Origin of the sequence: Paraburkholderia sp. J8-2 (genome assembly GCF_905220195.1) — a bacterium.
Classification (GTDB): Bacteria; Pseudomonadota; Gammaproteobacteria; order Burkholderiales; family Burkholderiaceae; genus Paraburkholderia.
Window position 1 is genome coordinate 28499 of the sequence record NZ_CAJMZA010000041.1, and the last position, 23104, is coordinate 51602.

General features: G+C 63.1%; 22 protein-coding genes and 1 pseudogene. 9 read left to right on the forward strand and 14 right to left on the reverse strand.

All coding sequences use genetic code 11. The features are described 5' to 3' along the window. Nucleotides 1-133 precede the first annotated feature (133 nt). The gene (locus U5A52_RS39105; RefSeq protein WP_321939529.1) at nucleotides 134-1270 is read left to right on the forward strand and encodes a branched-chain amino acid ABC transporter substrate-binding protein; all 1137 of its coding nucleotides are present in this window, start codon (nucleotides 134-136) and stop codon (nucleotides 1268-1270) included. 98 nt (nucleotides 1271-1368) lie between these two features. Here U5A52_RS39105 and U5A52_RS39110 read toward each other — a convergent pair whose 3' ends face one another. From U5A52_RS39110 to U5A52_RS39140, 7 genes are all read right to left on the reverse strand, one after another. Then, nucleotides 1369-2181, reverse strand: coding sequence for a class I SAM-dependent methyltransferase (locus tag U5A52_RS39110; protein ID WP_321939554.1), 813 nt, complete (start codon nucleotides 2179-2181; stop codon nucleotides 1369-1371). A gap of 116 nt (nucleotides 2182-2297) precedes the next feature. Continuing rightward, nucleotides 2298-2582 carry a DUF3303 domain-containing protein gene (locus U5A52_RS39115; protein ID WP_321915214.1) on the reverse strand — a complete coding sequence of 95 codons (285 nt, stop codon included), beginning with the start codon at nucleotides 2580-2582 and terminating at the stop codon, nucleotides 2298-2300. A 342-nt stretch (nucleotides 2583-2924) separates the two neighbouring features. After that, nucleotides 2925-3593, reverse strand: coding sequence for a response regulator transcription factor (locus tag U5A52_RS39120; RefSeq protein WP_321939531.1), 669 nt, complete (start codon nucleotides 3591-3593; stop codon nucleotides 2925-2927). 18 nt (nucleotides 3594-3611) lie between these two features. Next, nucleotides 3612-4517, reverse strand: a complete 906-nt coding sequence (locus U5A52_RS39125) for a S1C family serine protease (RefSeq protein WP_321939556.1) — start codon at nucleotides 4515-4517, stop codon at nucleotides 3612-3614. 206 nt (nucleotides 4518-4723) lie between these two features. Beyond that, nucleotides 4724-7465 carry an MGH1-like glycoside hydrolase domain-containing protein gene (locus U5A52_RS39130; protein WP_321939532.1) on the reverse strand — a complete coding sequence of 914 codons (2742 nt, stop codon included), beginning with the start codon at nucleotides 7463-7465 and terminating at the stop codon, nucleotides 4724-4726. Nucleotides 7466-7581: 116 nt separating this feature from the next. Continuing rightward, entirely contained in the window at nucleotides 7582-8322 is a 741-nt protein-coding gene (locus tag U5A52_RS39135; protein ID WP_321915218.1) for an acetoacetate decarboxylase, read from the reverse strand. Next, on the reverse strand, nucleotides 8319-9491 hold the full coding sequence (locus U5A52_RS39140; protein WP_321915219.1) for a patatin-like phospholipase family protein: 1173 nt from the start codon (nucleotides 9489-9491) through the stop codon (nucleotides 8319-8321). The genes U5A52_RS39135 and U5A52_RS39140 overlap by 4 nt, the downstream gene beginning before the upstream one ends. Nucleotides 9492-9801: 310 nt before the next feature. On the opposite strand from U5A52_RS39140, the pseudogene U5A52_RS39145 reads away from it, so the two are divergent. From U5A52_RS39145 to U5A52_RS39155, 3 genes and pseudogenes are all read left to right on the forward strand, one after another. Continuing rightward, nucleotides 9802-9921 (forward strand): annotated as a pseudogene (locus tag U5A52_RS39145) (DUF3300 domain-containing protein); the annotation flags it as partial. Nucleotides 9922-10180: 259 nt separating this feature from the next. Further along, complete coding sequence (locus U5A52_RS39150) at nucleotides 10181-10504, forward strand: HdeA/HdeB family chaperone (protein WP_321915221.1); 324 nt, start codon at nucleotides 10181-10183, stop codon at nucleotides 10502-10504. Nucleotides 10505-10920: 416 nt separating this feature from the next. After that, nucleotides 10921-11508, forward strand: coding sequence for a YSC84-related protein (locus U5A52_RS39155; protein WP_321939558.1), 588 nt, complete (start codon nucleotides 10921-10923; stop codon nucleotides 11506-11508). Nucleotides 11509-11658: 150 nt separating this feature from the next. Here U5A52_RS39155 and U5A52_RS39160 read toward each other — a convergent pair whose 3' ends face one another. Then, complete coding sequence (locus U5A52_RS39160; protein ID WP_321939533.1) at nucleotides 11659-12444, reverse strand: HpcH/HpaI aldolase family protein; 786 nt, start codon at nucleotides 12442-12444, stop codon at nucleotides 11659-11661. A 344-nt stretch (nucleotides 12445-12788) separates the two neighbouring features. On the opposite strand from U5A52_RS39160, the gene U5A52_RS39165 reads away from it, so the two are divergent. After that, nucleotides 12789-13811, forward strand: coding sequence for a hypothetical protein (locus U5A52_RS39165; RefSeq protein ID WP_321939536.1), 1023 nt, complete (start codon nucleotides 12789-12791; stop codon nucleotides 13809-13811). Between the two features lie 7 nt (nucleotides 13812-13818). Here U5A52_RS39165 and U5A52_RS39170 read toward each other — a convergent pair whose 3' ends face one another. Then, entirely contained in the window at nucleotides 13819-14016 is a 198-nt protein-coding gene (locus U5A52_RS39170; protein ID WP_321915225.1) for a hypothetical protein, read from the reverse strand. A 151-nt stretch (nucleotides 14017-14167) separates the two neighbouring features. Next, nucleotides 14168-14674, reverse strand: coding sequence for a hypothetical protein (locus U5A52_RS39175; RefSeq protein ID WP_321915226.1), 507 nt, complete (start codon nucleotides 14672-14674; stop codon nucleotides 14168-14170). A gap of 566 nt (nucleotides 14675-15240) precedes the next feature. Here U5A52_RS39175 and U5A52_RS39180 point away from each other — a divergent pair. Genes U5A52_RS39180 through U5A52_RS39190 form a run of 3 tightly spaced genes read left to right on the forward strand, consistent with a single transcriptional unit; the run spans nucleotide 15241 to nucleotide 17727 of the window. Then, nucleotides 15241-16017 (forward strand): DUF4118 domain-containing protein, encoded by a 777-nt coding sequence (locus U5A52_RS39180; protein WP_321915228.1) that lies wholly within the window; start codon nucleotides 15241-15243, stop codon nucleotides 16015-16017. Between the two features lie 16 nt (nucleotides 16018-16033). Continuing rightward, nucleotides 16034-16939: an alpha/beta hydrolase gene (locus U5A52_RS39185; RefSeq protein ID WP_321915251.1), complete on the forward strand. Its 906-nt coding sequence runs from the start codon at nucleotides 16034-16036 to the stop codon at nucleotides 16937-16939. Continuing rightward, complete coding sequence (locus U5A52_RS39190) at nucleotides 16939-17727, forward strand: MipA/OmpV family protein (RefSeq protein WP_321939539.1); 789 nt, start codon at nucleotides 16939-16941, stop codon at nucleotides 17725-17727. Before U5A52_RS39185 ends, U5A52_RS39190 begins: the two co-directional genes overlap by 1 nt. A 34-nt stretch (nucleotides 17728-17761) precedes the next feature. Here U5A52_RS39190 and U5A52_RS39195 read toward each other — a convergent pair whose 3' ends face one another. The 4 genes from U5A52_RS39195 to U5A52_RS39210 are packed head-to-tail and all read right to left on the reverse strand — an operon-like array spanning nucleotide 17762 to nucleotide 22217. Next, complete coding sequence (locus U5A52_RS39195; RefSeq protein WP_321939541.1) at nucleotides 17762-18994, reverse strand: FAD-dependent oxidoreductase; 1233 nt, start codon at nucleotides 18992-18994, stop codon at nucleotides 17762-17764. A 27-nt stretch (nucleotides 18995-19021) separates the two neighbouring features. Beyond that, nucleotides 19022-19375 carry a RidA family protein gene (locus U5A52_RS39200; RefSeq protein ID WP_233887648.1) on the reverse strand — a complete coding sequence of 118 codons (354 nt, stop codon included), beginning with the start codon at nucleotides 19373-19375 and terminating at the stop codon, nucleotides 19022-19024. 2 nt (nucleotides 19376-19377) lie between these two features. After that, nucleotides 19378-20904 (reverse strand): amidase, encoded by a 1527-nt coding sequence (locus tag U5A52_RS39205; protein ID WP_321939545.1) that lies wholly within the window; start codon nucleotides 20902-20904, stop codon nucleotides 19378-19380. A 26-nt stretch (nucleotides 20905-20930) separates the two neighbouring features. Further along, a complete protein-coding gene (locus tag U5A52_RS39210) occupies nucleotides 20931-22217 on the reverse strand; it encodes an MFS transporter (RefSeq protein ID WP_321939548.1) in 1287 nt (428 codons plus the stop codon). 102 nt (nucleotides 22218-22319) lie between these two features. Between U5A52_RS39210 and U5A52_RS39215 the strand changes: the two genes are divergently transcribed. Beyond that, nucleotides 22320-22961 carry an XRE family transcriptional regulator gene (locus U5A52_RS39215; protein ID WP_321939549.1) on the forward strand — a complete coding sequence of 214 codons (642 nt, stop codon included), beginning with the start codon at nucleotides 22320-22322 and terminating at the stop codon, nucleotides 22959-22961. Nucleotides 22962-23104 lie beyond the last annotated feature (143 nt).

Genomic DNA, 23104 nt, shown 5'->3' on the forward strand with positions numbered 1-23104 from the left:
GAGCAGAAACACGTGACATCGGGGGTGTACTGGATGCCAAAAAACTAATCATTAGTAGTACGTATGCCATGCTATTTGGCGCGACGATGCCGCGAATTCGGCAAATTGAACATTGATTGAACGGGTGCCTATCATGCGAAAATCCCCTCTATTCATCCTCGTCACGACTATCCTCTGCGGGATAACAGGCGGGGCGCTCGCGCAACAGGTTGTGAAGATTGGCATCTCCGCGCCGCTCACCGGTATCGGCGCGGCGAATGGCAAGGACATGGAGAACGGCGCGCGCCTCGCAGTCGAAGAGGCGAATGCACAGCATCTTCATATTGGCGGCCAAGAGGTCAAGTTCGAACTTGATTCCGTTGACGACCAGGGCGACCCGCGAATCGGTGTTCAGGTGGCGCAAAAGCTGGTCGACGACGGCGTGGCGGCAACCATCGGTTACTACAATTCCGGCGTCGCGTTGCCGTCTGCGCCCATCTTTGCGAAGGCGGGTATTCCGCTGCTTGACCCTGCTGCGACCAATCCACAAATCACGCGCCTCGGACTCCCGAATGTGTTCCGGATCATCGCGACAGACGTTCAAAACTCGGGCAATGCGGGTAAGTATGCCGTCACCGTAACAAAGGCAAAGCGAATCGCAACAATGGACGATCGAACTGCCTTTGGATCGGGTGCGGTCGAAGAGTTTAAAAAGGCCGTTCAGGCGGCAGGCGGATCGATCGTCACATCCGAATACACAAACGACAAAGCCGTCGAATTTAATGCGCTGTTGACGAACATAAAGGCGGCGAACGCAGATCTGCTATTTTTCTCCGGCAGTAATGCCCAAGCTGGCCTGATCGCGAAGCGCATGAAACAGCTTGGGATGCACACCCAGTTTGTCGGAAGTGGAGGCATCGCAGATACCGTTTTTATCCAGTCGGCCGGAGATGCTGCGGATGGATCGATGGCGTGGGAGTATGGACGCCCGATTGACGCTCTGCCAGCAGGCCGAGCGTTCGTCCAGAAATACAAGAAGCGGTTCGGCACGGACCTCCTCACATATTCACCGTTCTCCTATGACTGTGCATGGATAGCCATCGATGCGATGAAAAGGGCAGGCTCGACAAACCCGGCCGTCTTTATGTCGGCGCTTCGCTCAACCCAGTATGACGGGATCACGGGCCACATTTCATTCGACAAGATTGGAGATTTGACCAATCCCACCTCAACGCTGTATCAGGTTAAAAACGGCAAATGGGTCCCCGTAACAACCATTGGGGCAAGGTGAACAAGGCGGAATCGAAGGCTCCTGTGCCAGGGTACCCGAAGCCCGAGTTGGAAATGTTCGCGCTCGCCACCACTCGAGAGGCCCGCGCCGAGACTCCACTATCCTGACGCCACGATCACATGCGCCTGGATTTTGCCGGCGACCGGGCCTTCGCCATGAACACGGGCAATTGCCTGCGTAGCGCGATCCACAGCGAGTTCAAGCAAGTTGGCGTCACGCGCCTCGATTTCGTTGCGCAGCGGCGTCCCCAGGCAATAAGCGGTGGCAGCGTCGCGCGCTGAGTTCGCGCGACTCACTTTCTCGCGTGTCTCGATCTCGATGTCGGCGAACCCTGCGCGCCTCAACTCCGCCCGGATCAACGCAACATCGTGGTAGCCGTGCGGCGTGCGCGCGAGGAATCCCGGAGGATCGTGCGGAAACACCGTGGCTACGGCGTGGGTGACGTTTTCGGCAAAGTCGTTCTCTTCGATGCGGTCCCAGACATTGAAGATAAAGCGCCCTCCAGGTCTGAGCGTGCGGCGCGCCTCGGTATAGCCGAGGACCCGGTTCGGAAAAAACATCGCACCGAACTGGCAACAAACGACATCGAATGATCGACTTTCGAACGGCAGGTCGAGCGCGTCCGCCTGCCGCCATTGGATGCGGCTATCACACACCTGCCTGGCGGCGGCATGGTCGAGCATGGGCTGATTGAGGTCGGTCACGACGTAGCGCGCGCCGGCGTGGAGTTTTGGCGCAAGCGCCCGCGTGAGCACGCCGCTGCCAGCCGCCGTTTCAAGCACCGCGTCGGGTGAGGAGGCCGCGACAAGCTCCGCTACGTCAGCGGCATAGTCCTCGAAGATCAGTGGGACCATCAGCGTGTCGTAGAACTTCGGGATCGAGCCTGCAAACACCTTATCGCGCTCAGACATGGTGCTCCCGTATTGATGCCGGACGTCCAGCCGGCGGCAAGGCATGACGTGAATATGCCCTGAGCGCGCCCCCCTCCGGCGCGCTCCAGGCCCCGGCTATCCAACGCTTGTGGATTTCAGTTTGCCGGCCGTTGCTGAGACGCCAAAACAGCGCCGAGTTCCTCGTCAGTCAGTGCGGCCGCCGTTGTGAAGGAGAAGATATCCCCCCACTGGATTGTCATTGCCGCGACTGCGCTGGCGTCCGCCGCTTCAACGATGGCCACGCCCCTGAACTCTCCGGCTGCATGCCAGCGACCCAGCATCGTGACATTGTCGGGCGGCTGACCGCCTGTTTTCATGAAGCGCTCAATTGCGGCCTGCTGCGTTGCCGGCTCACCTTTCCATTGAACAATGAATTTCATGGCGAATGTCCCCTCCAGGATCGCGACGCCGGCTCGTGGCACGCCCGCACATGGTGGTGGACGCCTCGACATCGCGACGGTTCGTCGCCCACTTGCCCGCATGGAGTCTTCGCATTGTCCATGTCGTCGGGCGAAGCCACGAGATAGCATCGAGGATAGGTCAACCAGATAGCCCCCGGCTCCACCCCGGTGAGCGAAGTGTGCGACACCGCACATACGAATTCGATGACTTGCCGGGCGATCGGACGATGGTTCTCAGGTAAGGCGAATCACTGCCCCCTGGCGATGGTCTGCAACGACCGTTCCACTCAGATACCCGCCCTCGCAATTTCGGCTACGCGGCTACACCATGATGAGTCCGTGCCGCATCGCGAGCATGACGGCTTCGGTGCGATTGGCCGCGCCGAGTTTGCCGAAGATGGTGGAGAGGTGCGATTTCACCGTGTTGTCCGAGATGTCGAGTTGCCGCGCGATCTCCTTGTTGCCGAGTCCGTCGGCGAGCATTGCCAGCACTTCCACTTCTCGTAACGTCAACGCTTCGAACGGCCCGCTGGGCGCCGTCCATCGCAACGGTTTTCGCCCGGCCAGCAGCCTTGCGAGGACGTCGGGCGACAGCACGCACAGGCCGGCGGCGACGGCTTCGATGGACGCGACGATTTCGGCGGGCGTCACGTTGCGCGACAGGATCGCGGCCGCGTCGGTGCGCAGCGCGTCAAGGACCCAGTCGCTATCCAGATCGTCGAGCAACAGAACGAGCCCCGGTGGTGCGTGCTCGCGTTCGAACAGTGCCTTGAGCGGGTCGCTCTCATCCGGCTCACTGTCGATCACGACCACGTCCGGCACCGAACCTGCGAGACTTTCGACGAGCGTGTCGGCGTCGGCTGCGCTACCCATGACGCTGAATGCCGGGTGCGCCTCGACAATCGCTTGCAGGTTCTCGCGCACCTGCGACGATGCCGCAATCACTGCGACCCGCACCGGGCCCATGGGTACCATCAGTCGATCCGACATTTCGCCGCTTCCGGGACCTCACCTGCACGCATTCCGTTGGGGGCGCTCGCCCACTGTGACCGCACACGCATGGCGCTCGCCGCCTCGGATCAACGCGATCTGCAACGGCTGTCCGATGCTTGCTGAGCCGAGCACGGCATACAAATCGTCCATGTCGCGGCAAGGTTCGCCGCTCACTTCGATCAGCACATCGCCTATGAGCACACCCGCCTGATCTGCTGGACCGCCCGGCGCAAGCGAACTGATCAACAGTCCACTACTGAGCGACAGATTCATTTTGCTTACCCAGGCATCCGGCAGGCGGACCGTCTGCGTGCCGACGCCAAGGTAGCCTCTTGAAACGCGCCCTTTCGCCAACAGTTCGTCGGTCACGCGCTCCACCGTCACCCCGGGAATCACCATGCCGGGACCGCGCACCAGCGCCGACGTGCAGAGGCCCACGACCTGCCCGTGCATATCCGCAAGGGCCGCCCCGGAGAAACCTGGGCGCAATCCGCCGTCCAGTCGCACGAACGCATCGAGCTGTCCACCTCTCCACGTGCGCCAGGGGCCGCCGGTGCTGCCAATCACGCCAAAATCCGTGCTGATGCCGAGTTCGTCGGTACGCGCGACGGCGAGCGCCAGATGACCCGGTTTCAGTGAGCGGGCATCGCCGGCTTCGACTGGGTCCAGGTCTACGCCATCCAGCTTCAGCACGGCGAGATCGGTGCCCGGATCCAGCCCGGCGAGGACTGCGGCGACCGTGCGGCCGTCGCTCAGTGTGACTTCGATCCCGCCCTCGCGCCGGATCGTGTGTGCAGCCGTCACGACGACGCCGTGGCGCCAGATTACCCCGCTTGAGGGCACGCGATGCCGGCCGTGTACTGCCACGACACTCTGCCCGACTCGCCCGGCAATGCCGGCCAGATTGTCCGATAAATCCATCAAGGGACTTCCGCTCGAGGAAGGGGTTTCCATTTCGAGTCTCCTGTCATTTGCGGGTTCACAATGACAGAACGACAAGCGGCGCGCACCACCCAAATGGGTAGTCGGTAGATCGTGGTGGAATTCGTCGCCGAAGACGCTCCACGGCAAGCGGGCCGCCCCCATGCGTGAGCGTCGTCAGCAGAACCCTTCGACGCCAGCCGACCTCAACGTCCCTCGCTCTGCGATCCGTCCAGCCGCTGCCCGACTACGCCTGCCATGACACGCCAGCGATCGCTTTCCAGAACGGTCTGGGCGTCGATACGCCTGAACAGGTCCAGGAGCGGCGCGACAAGCCCTGTCCAGCCTGTCTGGTGACTTGCGCCCAGGCCTGCGCCGTTGTCGCCGTGAAAATATTCGTAGAACAGAATCAGGTCACGCCAGTGCGGATCATTCTGGAACTTGCCTGTTCCGCCATAAACGGGCCGCCGCCCGTCCGGCCCGCGCAAAAACGTACTCGTCAGGCGGCGAACGATCTCCTGCGCCACCTCGTATAGCGTCATCATCTGCCCTGATCCCGTCGGGCACTGAACCTTGAACTCGTCGCCGAAAAATCCATAAAGATTCGTCAGCGCTCTCACGATCAGGAGATTCACTGGCATCCACACCGGCCCTCTCCAGTTCGAGTTGCCGCCGAACATGCCGGTATTCGATTCTGCCGCCAGGTACTGTACCTTGTACTCCTGCCCGCTCACGTTGAGTACGTACGGGTGGTCGAGATGATGTCTGGACAACGAACGAATACCGTGCGGACCCAGGAATTCGTTCTCGTCGAGCAAGTAACCGAGCACGCGCTCGAGTTTGCGCATATTCAGGATCGAAAGCAGTCTGCGCCCTCTATGGCCGGTGAAGCCACCATCGGTCGGCGCCACATGGCTCACCAGCTCGGGGTAGCGCGTTCGAAATTGCGCGATCAGCGCCATGAGTTTCGGACAGCGCGAAAGCGCATCGGCCTCGAAAACCGTCGATGCGCACAGCGGCAGCAAACCCACCATGGACCTGACTCTCAGACGCATCGTCTGGCCGTCGGGCAGACGTAGCAGGTCATAGAAAAATCCGTCCTGCTCGTCCCACATGTCGTCCGGATGATTACCGCGCCGATCCATTGCGTAGGCAATCCACATGAAATGCTGAACGAACTTGAAGGCGAGTTCCTCGTACATGGGGTCGTACTCGGCCAGGATCATCGCCATCTCGAGCATGCACTGGCAATAAAACGCCATCCACGCTGTGCCATCCGCCTGCTCAAGCGAGCCCCCGGTCGGAAGTTGCGCGCTGCGATCGAACACGCCAATGTTGTCGAGTCCAAGAAATCCGCCGGCAAAGACGCTTCGGCCCAACGGGTCCTTCCTGTTCACCCACCAGTTGAAATTGAGCATCAACCCCTGGAACGAGCGCTCGAGAAAGCGCGCATCGGCGCGTCCCAGCGCTTTCTCATACTTGTAGAGCCAGAGCGTCGCGGCGGCATGCACGGGTGGATTGACGTCGCTGAAGTTCCACTCGTAGGCCGGTATCTGCCCACTTGGGTGAAGGTACAGAATGCGCAGCATCAACAGCAGTTGCTCCTTCGCGAAATCGAAATCGACAGCGGCGAGAGAAATGGTATGGAAAGCCAGGTCCCACGCAGCGAACCAAGGGTATTCCCATTTGTCCGGCATGGAGATCACTTCTGCGTTCAGCATGTGATACCAGTCGGTATTGCGCACCGTGTGCCGGCTGGCTTCGAGCAAGGGATGACTCCGGTGCTCGCGCAGCCACAGATCGAGATCAAAGTAGTAGTACTGCTTGCTCCACAACATGCCCGCCAGGGCCTGCCGATGCACCCTTCTCTCGTCGTCGGACAGCACCTTCGGCGCAATACGTTCGTAGAACGTGTCTGCCTCCGCGATACGCTCGTCGAAAGTACGTGTGAATTCATCGAACGCATGGTCTTGCCTGGCTGCGCACAACCGCAGCCTGATGATCGCGCTGCCGCCGCCGGGTATATCGCACACGTACTGCGCTGCGGCCTTGGTCCCTGTTCGAGCCGGGTTCACGGCCTCGCGCCGCCCGGCAATGACATAGGCGTGGAACGCGTCCTTCACATAAGGTGATGCGTTGGGCTGGTTCCACAAACGCTGTGCGTTGCTTTCATTTTCCGTAAAGAGCAGTTCTGTCGCGCCGTCGCAATAGAGCCAGTACTCGCCCAAGTCCTGATGCGTTGCACGAATCACACCGGTATCCGCTTCGGCTAGCGACGGTTTGCAATCGTCGTAGCACCACGACCAGGTGTTGCGAAACCATAGCGTTGGCAGGACGCGAAGACGCCCCGCTTCCCGTGCGCGGTTGAACACCGAAACGCGTATGAAGATATCTTCCGGGGCCGCCTTCGCATATTCGACGAACACGTCGAAATACCGGTCATCATTAAAAACGCCGGTATCGATCAGTTCGTACTCGAATTCGTCTCGCGATCGCTTTCCGTTCGTCTCAACCAGATCCCCGTAAGGAAATTCCCTCTGCGGATACTTGTACAGATACTTCATGTACGAGTGCGTAGGCGTGCTATCGATATAGAAATAATATTCTTTCACGTCCTCGCCGTGATTGCCTTCGCCATTGGTCAGGCCGAAAAGGCGCTCCTTCAGGATTGGATCGCATTCGTTCCAGAGCGCCAGCCCGAAGCACAGCCTTTGCTTGTCGTCGCAAAGACCGCCGATTCCGTCTTCTCCCCATCTATAGGCCCGCGAGCGCGCTTGATCATGGGTGAAATAATTCCAGGCGTCACCGTTTGCGCTGTAGTCCTCGCGGACCGTCCCCCATTGCCGCTCGCTGAGATAAGGCCCCCACTTCTTCCACGGCACTTGCGCAGTCCGCGCGTCGTCCAGACGCTTTTCTTCTTCTGTCGCGTCGTTCATTGCAGGACACATGTTTGCCTCCGTCGCGACGCACGCTGAGAACGCCCGACATGACTCACGTCGCGTCACGCATCGCCCAGGCGATGGCCGGCCTGCTGTACGCAGCGAGCGCGGCGCCCGCCGTCGCGTTACCCGGCGAGATAGTCGTGCACCACCGTGCCAAGCCCGAGTGTCAGGTCAGTCAGAATATGCACGCCCGATATCACCTCGAGCACCGGCAGCGCCGCGACCGGCGCGAGCGCGTGATGGAACAACTCGATCGCGGCCGGTCCTTCCCAGGCTCCCTTCACCGTGACGTCTTCGCAGAAGTAGCGCACAAGCTCGCAGATGCGCACGGTGCCGTCCACGTGGGGAATGATTTTCAGGAGAAAGTTCGGCGCCGTGAGCGAGGCGAGCATCTTTTCGGTCGGCACCGGGCGATGCTTGTAGCCCATCGTTGCGACCGCTATCGGGATGTTGTTGTATCGAAGCACGCCGCTGATCGTGTCCTTTTCGACGTGCAGCACTGGCGCCGCGAGCTTCTTTGGAAATCCCCAGATTTCGCGCCCGCCGGCGATCGGCGCCTCGTCGTCGAGAAACATGGCGTGGACGTATCCGCCTAACTCGTTGCGAAACCTCACAGGAATCACCTGTCCGCTCTCGGTATAGTCGCCGAAGCCCGTCGAGTTCGGCATCCGGATGAATTCGAACTTCACGATCGGGTCCGTCATCTCCAGCGGAGCCGGGATGACGCTAGCGAGCACGTCCGGGTCGGTTCGGTATGTGATGATCAGGAATTCGCGATCGACGAATCGATAGGGGCCCGGGGGAAACGCCGGGCTCGTGAGCGGCATCGCGAATGCACGCTCCAGCACTTCGGATTCAGTCATCTTGGTGGCTCCCGTTGAGCAGGATTCGTCGGTGTGAGGTCGCAAACGTGGATGCCTTGCGCCATTTCCGTTGCATTGCGCCAGGCCTCGGTGGCAATCGCGTGACGCACGTCGCTATGGCCGCCTTCCCACAAATCCAGCACGGTCGCGCGCGAGAACTCATAGTCCTTGAAGTCGGACGAGCGTGTGTCGTGGCGGTTGGTGAAATGCACGAGCATGACTTCGCCACGCGTACTGACCGCGGCAAGCTGCTCGACGTCCGGGTCTGAACGGGCATCCTCCGGCAGCATCGCCAGCACGCGCCGCAGCGACGCGCGCAACGCCTCCTGCTGCTTGACGCGGGCGGCGTTAAAGCGCGTCTTGCTGGCGTACTGCAGGTCCTTCATCCGCTCTTGCACCTGACTCAGGTTTTGCGGCAGCGCGCCCGCGCCGCTGAACACGTCGATCTGCAGCACGAGCCCACTTTCACGGTAGGCTTCGTCGACCACGTACCAGAGCGGCGTGTTCGACGAGATACCGCCATCCCAGTACCATTCGCCGTCCACTTGCACGGGCGGAAAACCGGGCGGTAGCGCGCCGCTCGCCATGACGTGCTCGGGCCCAAGCGGCGTTTTCGTGTTGTCGAAATACACGGACTCGCCTGTACAGACGTTGACCGCACCGAGCGACAGGCGCACCGCCTTGCTGTTGATGAGATCGAAGTCGACCAGCTCGTTCAGCGTGGCCCTGAGCGGCTCGGTGTCGTAGAAACTCAGCGCCGCAAGTGACCCCTCGGGTGCGATGAACGGCGGCAGCATGCGGGGCGAAAAAAATCCTGGAATGCCGAACGAAACCGCTGAAGCGGCACTGTACAGATTGAAGAGGGGGCGCATCGAATCGAGCGACGAAGGCGGCTTGAAAGGCGCCCATGCCGAGGAGCGCTCCCAGAATTCGCGCAGTCGCTCGACGCGGCGCTCGGGCGGATTGCCGGCGATCAGCGCGGCGTTGATCGCGCCGATCGACACACCCGCGACCCAGTTGGGAACGATACCCGCTTCGGCGAGCCCTGCGAACACACCGGCCTGATACGCACCGAGGGCCCCCCCGCCTTGCAGGACGAGGATCGTGTTGTCGAACTTTATGGTGGGCAGCGAGGGGATGGGCGATGCCGCTTTGCGTGTACGGGCCATGGTGGTCCCCGGCGGTGGGCGATGCTGCGATCGATCGAACTGGCCTCCATAGGCAAGGCCGCCTGCATGGACATGTCACCGCACCAGATCGCGCCGACGATCAAGGGGCTAAAAGAGCCTACGTCGCCCCCTGCCCGTGAACAATCGGACCTTGGTCCTATCCCCGCGAGCCTCTCCGCTTTCCAGGCGGATGTATATCTGCCTGGGGCACGCGAAAAACCGCGGTGCGTCGCTCCTTTGCACGACGCTCGCAGCCGCGCTGCTCATCGTGACGGTCATGCTGCCCACCGCAGTCTGTGCGCAAAGCGCAGCGGTCACATCAGAGCCGTGGGATCCGAGCGTACAGTCGCTCGTTGCCTTTGCACAGGTGATTGCCACGATGGGCTCGAAACCGGAGTGGGTCAAACAACCTGGCGACGCGTTTCTCGCGTGCGCGGGACTGCGTGCAGGATGGCATGGCGCGAAGCAAGTTCAAGCTACGCGCCCAACATGCATGATGTTGGACTAAGGTCCTATTGTACTTTTGGTGCAAGTGTCAATACTGATCATCCTAAGAGACACGAACAGCAGAGGCTTCGCGTACCTGCTGCGAAACAGGTCGGGTCAGCTTTCCCGCGGTTTCTCTCGTTGTTTAGAGCACCAGCGGAAAGTTTCCGGCTTTTTCGTGTGGAAACTTCCAGGAGTGCAAGATGATCCGTACCGTTGTTGCCCTGCTACTGGGTTCAGCCCTCGCGCTACCGTCATGGGCTCAGGCGCCCACAAAAACCAATCCTCTGAAGATGAAATGCGAGGACTTCCTTGCCGTCGGCGAAGTCTACCGGCCGGCTGTCGTCTATTACCTGGTCGGAGTAGACAAGCTCGGTGTCACGGAAACCGACACCATGGTGGAAGACACAGCAACGCCAGTGGCCGCAATTGTTGCCGAATGCCAGAAGGCGCCGAAGGCATCGCTCCATACAAAAGTCAAAGAGATGTACAAGAGTGGTCAGATCAAACTCTTTGAGCACCATTGAAAGAGCGGTTCCGGTTTTCACGTGTTGCCGGACTGCCGGGAATTGACGGCGGGAATTGCATCGACGGCCCCGTCGCGCAGCCCTTCCATGGCTGCCGTACATTGGGCGATTCATGTCGTTCCGGTATGGGTTTGCCAATCACGACAACACGCAATCGCCTGTTGATAAGGACTACGCGTTTTTCCGGTCGCCCGTGACGGATTCGCAGAAAAACGAACACGGGCGCAAAGCGCTTGCCTGTCACGCGCAGCATCACGCGGTGAAACCTGCGCGGGGCATCGACGTTTCCAACCGCACGCACGCCAACGGTCAATGGGCGGCCGCCATGACTCAAGCAGGCGTGTTGGGGCGCAGGCGTGACGCCGCTCGCACAATTGGCTTGCGTGAAACGTGACCGAAGCACCAAGGAGTCGACAATGAATCGACGAAATGTTCTGTGTGCCGCTGGGGCCACGATCGCGCTCTCAGGTTTCGCTCTAACCGGATGCACGATGACGGGAACCTCGGCGCCAACAGCCGCGGGTAACTCAGACAAGCGTCAATCGATCGATGCGGGCATCGACGGCACGATGTCCCGGCTCTACACCACGGTGGGCGGATCGCGAGAACTCGTTGCCAAGGCGAATGGAATTCTTGTCTTTCCATCGATCATCGAAGCCGGCTTCATCGTCGGGGCGCGATATGGCGAGGGCGCGTTACGCGTCGGCGGCGCCTCGGTTGGCTACTACAGCACCGTTTCCGGTTCGTTTGGCTTCGAGGTCGGCGCGCAGTCGAAGGCGCTTATCTTCCTGTTCATGACTCAGGATGCGCTCGCGAAGTTTCGTAGTTCGAAAGGCTGGACGGCTGGCGTCGATTCGTCGGTTGCGCTCGTGAAGGTCGGCGCGAACGGCATGATCGACGCGACCACGGCTACGGAGCCCGTCGAGTGCATTGTGCTGACCAACGCGGGACTGATGGCCAATCTGTCACTGCAGGGAACCAACGTATCGCCCCTGGATATCTGATGACGGCTGCGCTGAGCCACTTCGCGCATGCTGCATTTGCCCCCCGAAGTGCGCCTGCCGCCGGCACGCTGAGGCGAGCAATGGCGCCCCGTTCGCGAGGCCCGCTATCGGACCATGGTCCGATAGCGGCGCCTGCGCTCATCAGGCTTTTTACCGATGAATGCCGTCAACGGCCGATGCGATTCCTCTTTGGAGCAAGGACCAGTCCATACCGACGACGATCGCACGGTAGCCGCGTGCGATCATGGCATTCGCCAGGTCGGCGTTCGGCGCGACGCCGCCGAGCAAAACCTGACTCTTCAATATGGGCGCCTCGAGTTGCGCGATCGCCGCTTGCACCTCTGGAAGATCCGTCTTGCCTCGGTGTCCCATGCTGGTTGCAAGATCCCCCGGTCCAATGAAGACAAGGTCGAGTCCGGGCGTCGCGACGATGTCGCCAATATTGCCGATCGCGTCGACATGCTCGATCGTGCCAATCGCGAGCACTTCCTTGTCTGCGCAATCCAGATACTCGCGCATCGACAAACCCCATCTCGGCGGCGCGTAGAACGGCCCCCAGAAGCGATCTCCGTCGGGCGGGTAACGAACCGCCCGGACCGCCGCCTCCGCGGCAGCGCGGGTCGTCGTCATCGGAAAACAAATGCCGAGAGCGCCGAGGTCAAGCGGGACCTTGGCGTGCCACGCATCGGTGGCGGCAACCCGAACAAGCGGGACAAGCGGGGTGCCGGAGGTCGCGCAGATCATCGCGTGCGCCGAGCCCGCATCGATTGCGCCGTGCTCCATGTCGATGAGGACCCAATCGAGACCGGCGCGCGCCATGATCTGGATAGTCTGAACTGACGGCATTGTCGCGATCGCGCCGAGCGCCGCCTGGCCATTTCGCCACATCGATTTCAGCCGGTTGATGCCACCGGGCGCCGGAATACCAGTCGTCATGTTGGCTCCTCGCACGTACACGCTCGCTGCCAATCAGTCTATGCATGGCGCGACGGCCTTGCCAGGCGGTCTGCCAGGATCGCTGGGCGAATGCCTGTTGTCCCGCATCGCCGGCGGCCAACCCGAAAGGAAAATGAAATAAATTGCGAGGCCTCGTGTTCGACGTCATCCAGCCGGCGCCGAGCCGAGCCGCCCGACCGGGTGCCGGCGGTGGTTGCTGGCGCAAGCGTCGCCGGGGTTGAGCGCTTGCGTTCGGCCGCATACTCAAGGGGTTTCCCGCCGCTTGAATGTCATCGGCCGCGTAGTACGATTAGATCATCGAAAAACGAAATAAAGGTCCCGCCATGGACACGACCGCAAGGCACGCTACAGCCCTCGCATTGCTTGCAGTGGGCTGCACGATATCCGCAGCGTCCCACGCGTATAGCAAGGAAGAAGAAGCCGCGGCGCAGGACCGCGAAGTCCAGGCGGCCTACGACCGGGGCTACAAGGCAGCCAGGGAGGAGATGGCGCAGGCGGGTGCGCCTGCCGCGGCGCCGGCTACAGCGCCCGCAAAGAAGGCAGCCGGCGCAGCAGCCCAGAAGCCGATCCTCGACATCAAGCACACATATAGCGACGCGGGCGAGGTCTCGACGGTCATGACCGTGCCGGTGGTGGTCAAGCCGCTCGCGGATGAACAAGGCGGACAAGGCGCGCAAGGAACCCAGGAAGCACAAGAGGCGCAAGACGTGCAGGACTCCACCGCCGCGGCCCCGGCCGAAGCGGTAGCGCCCGCGCAGACGACTGCACACGCGAACGTTGCCAACGCCAGCGCAGCGCCCGCGCAGGCTGCCCGGCAAGCGCAGCCGCAGCCTCACACCTATGCGCAGGCAGGCGCCAACCACCACGCTGTTGCGGCAACGCCGCCCGCGCAGGACGACGTTGCGCCGCCGGAGTCGCTGGCGAACGACGAAGCCGTCGACGAATCGGAGCCGCCGCGCTCCGCGCAGATCTACTCGACGCAAGGCCAGGGTTACGCCCAACCCTATTCCCAACCGGCGCAACCACGCGTCCCGCCCCAGGTCCAGGCCCAACAGCAGATCCAGCAATACGCGCCGCCACCCCAGCCGTACGGTTATGCCCAGCAGCAGCCGGCGTATGCGCCTCAGCGGCCGGCCTACGCGCAACCGCCCGCCTATGCGCAGCAGCAGCAACCGGTGTATGCACAGCAATACGCCCAGCAGCAATATCCGCAGCAGCCGCCCATGTACGCGCAGCCTCGGCCCGCTTACTACCCGCCGCCCGCACCGTGGGGCTCGCAGTACCAGCAACCGCCGGCGCGCTGGGTGTACTGGTCGCCGCAGTACGGGCGGTGGATGTACTACTGAGCGCCGCTTACCAGCGCGCGTCGTTCATCTGGCAGGCGAGCAGGCAGCCCAGCGCGGAGATGGTGCCGACCGAGCCGATACCAAACCCCAGGGCGATGTTCTCTGCGGTCGTGGCGCAGCCTTGCAGCATCAGCGTCGAGCTGAGCAGCACGGGGAGCAGGAGTTGACCCAGGATGCGCGAACTGGTTGGGCGTCGTTGTGACATAAGGCGTGGGTCCGGGGAGGATTCTTTTGCGGGATGTGAGCTTGTCAGCTTACTGGCTCGCCTTATCCGCATTCCCGGGAGCAACGTGTGACAACGGCAATCCCTTACCGATTACCTGGCGGCGGTAAGGAAGTGGGCGGCGTGGGATTTTTTAGAACCCGTGCCGCGCGCTGATAGCCGCGCCCGTATCGTGCGAGCGCGTGAGCGGAAGATGCGCATCGGCGGAGAGATCCCAGTCGCCAACCGAGACGAGCGGCGGCGATTGCGGATGAAGCGCCTGGTTCGGGATGCCGTTACTGTCGACCTGGGCTCCGGGCGCGCGCAGCCCATTGCCCGCCGCATCGAGTGCGCTATTGGTGTCGTCCGGAGTGCCAGGCGTTGCAGCGGTGGTTTTCCCCAAACGCGCGTTGTACTGCCTTTCAAACGGCGACTGGTATTCGTAACGCTTCGCAATGGCGGGCAAGGAGACTGAAGGCGCCGCCGGCGCAGGCGCGGCCGCGACGGCGTGTTTCGGGGCGTCGTGGCCCCTCGCGTGCTTCTGGACGTGCTTCTGGACAAGCTTCTGGGTGTGCGCCGCCTTGGCGGGCTCGGCCGCCGAGACGCTGGCGAGCGCCAGAAGAATGACACCCAAAAGCCATCCCTGGATCGGATGCTTCATGGAACGGAATCTGCGTTGGAAAACTGGTGCCGCATCGAATCGATGCGCGGCACTCGCCCCTGGAGTCTAGATCAATCAGAAGTACGACCAATCGGGGTCTTCCCTCGTCTTGCGCCCGCATCTTCACGTCGGCAACGGCGCCGCCCACGCCAACTCATTTCAATCGCCTCTCTCCACCAGAATGGAATCTCTGTTCTGCTTATCAATTTGAGCGGACTTCGCGGCTTTACCGAGACTGGAACTCGCCCGTCTTCTCAATGTGACGATGCCATGGACAGTAGCGACCGGCATGACCTCCACTCCCGTTCCCGAGCCGCCGTCGTGCCAGCCTGTCTCGCGTCGCGGTTTCCTGCGGTCGGGAGTCGCCAATCGCATGCTTGTAAACAGTGGTAATATCCCGGACGCAAAAAATCCGTCGGAGCACTGACAGTAATTGGTCGGTCACCGCCGCTCCGTTCCGCCGTTCCTGTCGAATTCCTTGCACTGCTTACAACTAGAGCGTCTGCGATTGCCCATGCGCAATACGCGCGCAACAGCCCGTCACGAGGCGGGCGACCCGGGAAATCATGAAAGTCCGTAACGCCCGCCTGTGGGCGCCAAGAGGCCCGCGCCGCTGGTGTATTGCCGCTGGCGCGCTCGCGCTCGCGAGTGCCATCCGTTTCGCTCTGCATCCCGTGCTCGGCCCGATGATGCCGGGCACGACGTTCTGTATCGCCGCTTCGCTGGTCGAATACTTCCTCGGCCTCGCGCCTGCGCTGACCGTGATGGTGCTCGGTCTCGCCATTGCGGACTATATGTTCGTGCCGCCCTACAATTACATTACGTATCTCGACACCCACGATCTGATTCTGCTGGTGTCGTATCCGCTCGTCACGGTGCTCGTGATCACGCTGATCGAGCGTCTGCGGCGCGAGCAGTTCCGCGCGCAGTTGATCGCCTCGGTCGCGCAGTCCCGCTATGAAATGCTGCTGCGTCAGGATAACGAGCGCGCGCTCGCCCGCCGCGCCATCGACGAGACGCATCGCCTGCTGCGCCACCTCGCGCAGCATCACGAGGGGTTCATCCTGATCAAGGGCCTCGAGCGTAATGCCGCCCAGCGCGCGAGCGTGGGGCAGAGCATGTCGCAAGCGCTGCCGGCCGCGGCCGAAGTCGCGCCTGGCCCGCTCTTCGACGCCCTGCATCCCGACGACGTGCAGCGCCTGACCCACGCACTCTCGCCGGGCCATCATCGCGCGCGTTTGCGTAGCGAGCAGCACAAGCGCGAATACCGTCACGCTAACTGCAGCTGCGAACGTTTCACCACTCACGCAGGCGATTTTCTCGTGCTGCGCACGGAGAGCTGACATGGCCACGCTCGAAATGGAGCTGGCCGCGACCGATGCGCCAGCCGTGCAATCCACGCGCTTTTTCTGCGAAGGCGACGGCCACGCCGTCCTCATGCTTCACGGCCTGTCCAGCTCGCCAATCGAACTGCGCTATCTCGCGCGCTATCTTCAAGGCGAAGGATTCACAGTGTGTGCGCCCGTGATCGACGGGTATAGCGCCGGCACGGGCCAGTTGCCGATGGAGCAATGGGTCGAAAACGCCGCGCGCGAGTTCGACGCACTCGCGGCACGCTACGAGCGCGTCTCGATCTGCGGGCTTTCGATTGGCGGCGCGCTCGCGCTGCGTCTGATTCGCGAGCGGCCCGCGGCGCAGTCGCTCGTCCTGCTTTCGCTCACGCTCGCCTACGACGGCTGGGCGATCCCGTGGTATCGCTTCCTGCTCGACTGGGCGTATTTCACGCCGTTGCGCCACCGCTACCGCTATCGCGAGGCCGAACCGTTCGGTGTGCGTAACGAAGCGCTGCGCAAGAAAATTGCGCGCGCCATGCAGCGCAGCGACTTTAGCGAAGTCGGCCCCTCGACGATTGCCCTGCCCGCCCTGCATCAGGCGCTGCGCCTCGCACGCGCGGCCCGCAAGGACGTTCCCGCCATCGAGAACGACGCGCTCGTCATCCACGCGATCGACGACGAAACATCGAGTCCGCGCAATCCGCGCCACGTGATCGACCGTATCGGCTCGAACTTCCTGCGCACGCTATGGCTCGACGATTCCTATCACATGATCACTTCGGACAACGAACGCGAGATCGTTGCGCGCGAAACGGCCCTGTTCCTGCGCGAGAGCGAAGTCGCACGCGGCGCGAAAGACGCGCCGGTCGTCTCCAAGGCGCTTGCCCGGCGTCTGCGCCAACTGGCGGCAGTGGGAAGGAAAAATACGTGATGCAAGCCGTAGCACTGAAAGGGCTGGCGTGCGTGGCCGCGCTGACCCTGGCCTCGCACGCGTGGGCCGACGCCGATACGTCCAGCACCGCCACGACCGACTCGCCGTGGAAAATCTCGATCGGCCCCGGCGCGTATTTCGCGCCTGAGTATCCGGGCGCGCGCCACATGAAGGTCTATCCGTTCCCGTCGCTCGACATCTCCTACCGCGACCGCGTCTTCTCGCAAGGGCCGGACGTGCTGGGCGTGAACGTGATTTCGGCGCCGAACTACCATGTGGGCGCTTCGCTGAGCTTCGACTTCCAGTCGCGCACCGTGTCGGACGACCCGCATCTGCATGGCCTGAGCAACGTCGACGACGGCCCGAAGCTGCGCCTCTTCGCCGACTACACGCTGTGGGCGTTCACGGGCGCCGTGGCCATGTATCAGGACATCAGCGGCCACGGGCAAGGTACGACGGCAACGGCGGATCTTTACGTGTCGCTGCCGCTGACGGGGTGGCTCTTTTCGGTTGGACCGGGGCTCACGTGGGCCAACGGCGTGTACATGCGCACGCTATTCGGCGTAACGCCTGACCAGAGCGCGGCATCCGGCTTGCCGGCCTATTCGCCCGGCGCGGGCATCCGCGACGTGCACATGACGTTCTACATGACGCACGACTTTTCGAAGCACTGGGTCGGCTCGGTGAACGCGACGTTCGGGCGCCTTCAGCATTACGCCGCCGACAGCCCGATCACCGAGAGCCGCCGCGAAATCACGGCGTTCGCGGGGCTCAATTACCGGTTCTGAACGCGTACGCCGGGTCTCGCCTCGCCGCTGCGAGTCAAAACCGCTCGGCACGGAATGGCCGGGGGTCCACCACGGTCGGCGCGCCCGTCATCATTTCCGCGATCAGGCGCCCCGTGACCGGGCCAAGCGTGAGACCGTGGTGCGCGTGACCGAAGGCGAACCAGAGGTCATCGTGCCTGGGCGCGGGCCCGATGATCGGCATCATGTCCGGCGTGCAGGGGCGCCGGCCCAGCCACGGGTCGGCGTCGAGCCGCGCGCCCAGCGGGAAGATGCCGCGCGCGAGCGGTTCGACCGCTTCGAGCTGAACGGGCGTTTTGGGCGAATCGCGCAAGCCGAGTTCAACGCCGGTCGTGAGGCGCGTGCCGCGCAGCATCGGCGTGATCAGGAAGCCCGCTTCGGCGTCGAGCACCGGCTGGTTCAGCTTCGCGCCATTCGCAACCGCATAGTGCATGTGATAGCCGCGCTTCACGGCGAGCGGCAGCGTGTAGCCCAGCTGCGCCGTGAGATCGCCCGACCACGGCCCCATGGCAATGACCGCCGACTTCGCCAGCACGGGACCGTCCTGCGTCATGACGCGCCACGATGGTTCGAGCGTCGCGGCGTCGCCCACCAGCACACGGCCGCCTAGCTGCTCGAAGAGCTTCGAGTAGGCCGTGACCAGTCCCTTCGGATCACTAACCGAATCGGAATCGGTGTAGCGCACGCCGCCCACGAGTGTGTGGCTCAGTGCGGGCTCGGCGGCACGCAGCGCCGCGGCGTCCAGCGCCTCGTGACCCACGCCGTACTCGCGCTGCCAGCGCTGTGCCTCGGCCACCGTGGCGTCCATGGCGGCCGCGCTGCGAAACACCTTCATCCAGCCGTTGGTACGCAAGAGCGCCTCAGCCCCCGCCGCCTCGATCAGCGCGCGATGCTCGGTCACGCAATGCTCGATGAGCGTGGCATACGCGCGCGCAATTTCGGCGTGCCGGTCGGCGCGCGAATGGTGCCAGTAACGATAAAGAAAAGGCAGCAGCTTCGGCATGGCCCCCGGGTGATAGCGCACGTCCGTCGAGCGGTTGCGCGCATAGCGCAGCAGCGTGGATAGCTCGCGCGGAAACGCATAAGGGTAGACGCCCTCGCGCTGAATCAATCCCCCGTTGCCGTGCGAGGTTTCATTGCCCGGCGCCCTGCGGTCCACGAGCGCGACCGCAAGACCGCGCCGCTGCAACTGCAAGGCCACCGACACACCGACGATACCGCCGCCAAGCACGACCGAATCGAATTTCATCACGCAATGTTCCTGGCTCGAAGGCACTCAGGCGAGCGCGGTGACGGCCACTTCGACATCGAGGCCCGGGCGCATCAGCAATGCCTGTACACAGGCGCGCGTGGGCGCGTGGCCTTGCGCAACCCATGCATCCCATACGGCATTGAAGGCGTCGAAGTGCTTCGGGTCGCTCAGCCACACGTTCGCGGTCAGCACGCGCGTCTTGTCCACGCCCGCCGATGCGAGCAGCTTGTCGATGCGCGTGAGAATTTCGGTAGCCTGAACGTCGATCGGCGCGCCTGCCGTATCCGGCACCTGACCCGAGAGATAGACCACGCCACCCGCGATCACGACCTGGCTCATGCGCGCATTGGTTTGCAGTCTTTGAATGTCGTTGCTCATGTTCATACCGCCGAAAGACCAGCAGCGTCGCCGCCGGTTGGGTTGTAAATGGGAGGCGCCGTCACGATGGAAGTCAGCGCCGGATTGGCTTGTGCCAAACGCGTGAGATCGGGGCGTGGGCGGCGCAGATCAGGATACGCGGAAAACGCCGTTTCCAGCGCCTGCGAGACCGCTAGCGTCTTCATGTCGCCGCGGAACGGGCCCACGATCTGGAGTCCGAACGGCATGCCCGCATGATCCACGCCGCACGGCAGCGCGAGCGCCGGATGCGTGGTGAGCGTGACGACATAAGTAAGCGCGAGCCAGCGATAGTAGTTCTCTTGCGCGCGGCCGTCGATCTGCGCGGCGTACAGTTCGCTCCACGGGAATGGCGTAACCGGCGTGGTGGGCGAAACGATCACGTCGTAGCGCGCGAATGCGCTCTGGAAGCGCTGGAAGATGCGCGTTTGCTCGGCTTGCGCCCACGCGCTGTCCGAGAGCGACATCTTCGCGCCCATTTCGTAGTTCGCGCGCGTGTTCGGGCCGAGCGCGCCGGGGTCGCGCGTGTACGCGGCATGCAGGCCCGCGACGAAGCTTTCCGCGCGAATCACGTCGAAGCAGCGATGCACGTCGCCAAGATCGAACTCCACGGGCTCGCACGCGTGGACGATGCGTTTGAGTGCCGCTATGCGCGCACGGAACACGGCGCGAATTTGCGGGTCGACGTCGCAGCAGCCGAAGTCTTCGGTATAGCCGATGCGCAGCGTCGATGGATCGATATGCGGGGAAAACGCGAACGCGTTGGCGTCCACGGCGTAGCTCAGCGGATCGCCCGCCGATTCGCCCGCCGTTGCCGCGAGTTGCAGCGCTGTTTCGGCGACGTCGCGCCCCATCGGCCCGACCACCGAGATCGGCGTCCAGCCGAGCAGGCGCCGCGAATTGGGCACGAGCCCCGGCGATGGACGAAAGCCGACCACGCCGCACTTCGCGGCGGGAATACGCAGCGACCCGCCGGTGTCGGAGCCGGTGCAAACCGGCAGCATGTCGCACGCGAGTGCCGCCGCCGAGCCGCCCGACGAGCCGCCGGCGTTGAGCGCGGGGTTGAACGGATTGCCCGTCGCGCCCCATACGGGGTTGCGCGTGTTAGCGCCCGCGCCTAACTCCGGCACGTTCGTCTTCGCCACGAGAATCGCGCCCGCCGCGCGCAAGCGCTCCACGAGCACCACGTCGCGAGACGGCACGTGGCCGCGCGACATCGGCGAGCCGTAGGTCGTGAGCAGCCCCGCAGTATCTTCGAGATCCTTCACACCGAGCGGCAGACCGTGCAGCAAGCCGAGCGGCTTGCCGTCCATGACGGCCTGTTCGGCGGTTTTGGCCGCTTCGCGCGCGGCATCGAAACACGTTGCCGTAATCGCGTTGACGGCCGGATTCACGGCCTCGATGCGCTCGATGCACGCATCGAGCAGTTCAACGGGCGAAATGGCCTTTGCGCCGATCAGGCGGCGCAGTTCGACGGCGGACAGACTGACCAGTTCGGTCTTGTCAAGCATCGTTCGGTTTCCTGATGAAATGAGGTTTAGCCGATGGCCTCGCCGGTACGGTCGCGCAGCCAGACGAGCGGGATCAGCGAAATGGCGCAGGCGGCCGCGACATACCAGGCGGGCGCGAGCGGATTACCTGTGCGCGCAACGATCCAGCTTGCCACAAGCGGTGAAAATCCGCCGAAGATCGAGGCGCTCACGACATAGGTGAGCGCAATGCCGGTGGCGCGCACTTCGCGCGGGAACAGTTCGGGGATCATCACGAGCACCGGTACGACCTGACCCGCCACGAACACGGAGAGGAAAGCGGAGACCGCGCAGAGCAGCGCCATGGAAGGCGCGGCGGAAAGCCATGCGAACGCGGGATACACGCTCAGCAGCAGCACGACGCGCGAGATCACGAGCACGCGCTTGCGGGTGTAGCGGTCGGCGAGCTTGCCCACGAGCGGCGCGGCGACGAACAGCACGAGCGAGCTGACCACGCCCGACGCGACCGCCGCCGTGGACGAAAGATGAAGCACGCGCACAGCGTGGTTCGGCAGAAAAAACGCGGTGATGTAGATGGACACCGAACCGCCGAGTTCGACGAAGGTCCCGAGTATCGTGAGCTTGAGGTGCGTAGTGAGCGCGGCCTTCAATGCGCCGCTACGCTTGGCGCCGTGCGCGGGCGCCGCGCTCAGCGTTTCTTCGAGGCGGCGGCGAATCAGCATGCCTACCGGCGCTGCCACAATGCCCACGAGGAACGGAATGCGCCAGCCCCAGCTGTCGACCGCCTCCTTGGGCAGCAGCACGTTCACGAGCGTGGCGACCGCCGCGCCGAGCGCGAGGCCAAGCGCCGTCGCCGCGAAGTTCCAGCTCGCGAAGAACGCGCGCGTGTTGTCGCTCGCATATTCCACGAGCAGCGTGGTGCCGGGGCCGAACTCGCCACCGGCAGCGAAGCCCTGAATCAGGCGCGCCGCGAGCACGATCAGCGGCGCCGCGATGCCCGCCACCGCATACGGCGGCGCGCAGGCGATCAGCGCGCAGCTCAGCGCCATCAACATGATGGTGAGCACCATGGCGCGCTTGCGCCCGGCGCGGTCCGCGTAGGCCCCGATGACGATGCCGCCCAGCGGACGCACCACGAAGCCCACGCCGAAGAGGCCGATGGAAAGCAAGAATTGATTGACCGGCGACGCGGAAGGAAAGAACAGCTTGCCGATCTGGATCGCGAAGAAGCTGTAGATCGTGAAATCGTAGTACTCGAGCGCCGTGCCCAGTGTGGTGGCGGCAATGACCTGGCCCTTCGATAGGCCGGCTTTTCCCAGTGCGATTGAGGCCACGACGCTGCTCCTTCAAAGGGGAGTCGAGATGCGAGTTATCATATACGAGAAAAAAATAATTCTCGTATACGACAAAACCCCTAACCGGGAGCCGTCCCTTCCATGGCAAAGCGCGCAGCACAAGAGATCACAACTGAGCAGGCCCCGACGGAGATCGATCACGCGGCCGTTGGCGCGCGTCTGCGCGAAGCGCGCAAGGCGCGCGAACTGACGTTGATGCAGCTATCGGAGTTGTCCGGCATCGCCGTCTCGACGATTTCGAAGGCCGAGCGCGGCGACATTGCGCTCACGTATGACAAATTCGCGGCGCTCGCACACGCGCTGAACGTGGACTTCGACACGATATTCGGACGCAGGAAGCGCAAGGCGGCCGGCCCAATGAAACCGTCGCTCACGCGCGAGGGCAAGCAGATGATTTACGACACGCCGAACTACGAGTACGGCATGATCGCCAACGACCTCACCGGCAAGCGCATGGTGCCGATGCGCGGACGCATCCACGCTCGCACGATGGACGCGTTTCCCGATTACATCCGCCACAGCGGCGAGGAGTTTCTGTTCCTGCTAGGCGGGGAGCTGGAACTGCATTTTGAAAACGGCACGGTCTTCAAACTGTCGCCCGGCGACAGCCTTTACTTCGACAGCGCCGTGGGGCACGTGTACCTCAGCACGGGTGCCGAGGATGCCGAGGTGCTGGTCTGTTGCGTGGACAACGACTCACACCGGCTTCCTGAAACGCTCTAAGCGAGGGTGACGCCGCCGCTTTCGAGCGGCGGCGTCACGTTGCTCATCGGCCGAGCATCGGCAGCTTGAGGCCTGCCTCGCGCGCGGTCTGCTGCGCGAGTTCGTAGCCGGCGTCGGCGTGGCGCATCACGCCCGTGGCCGGG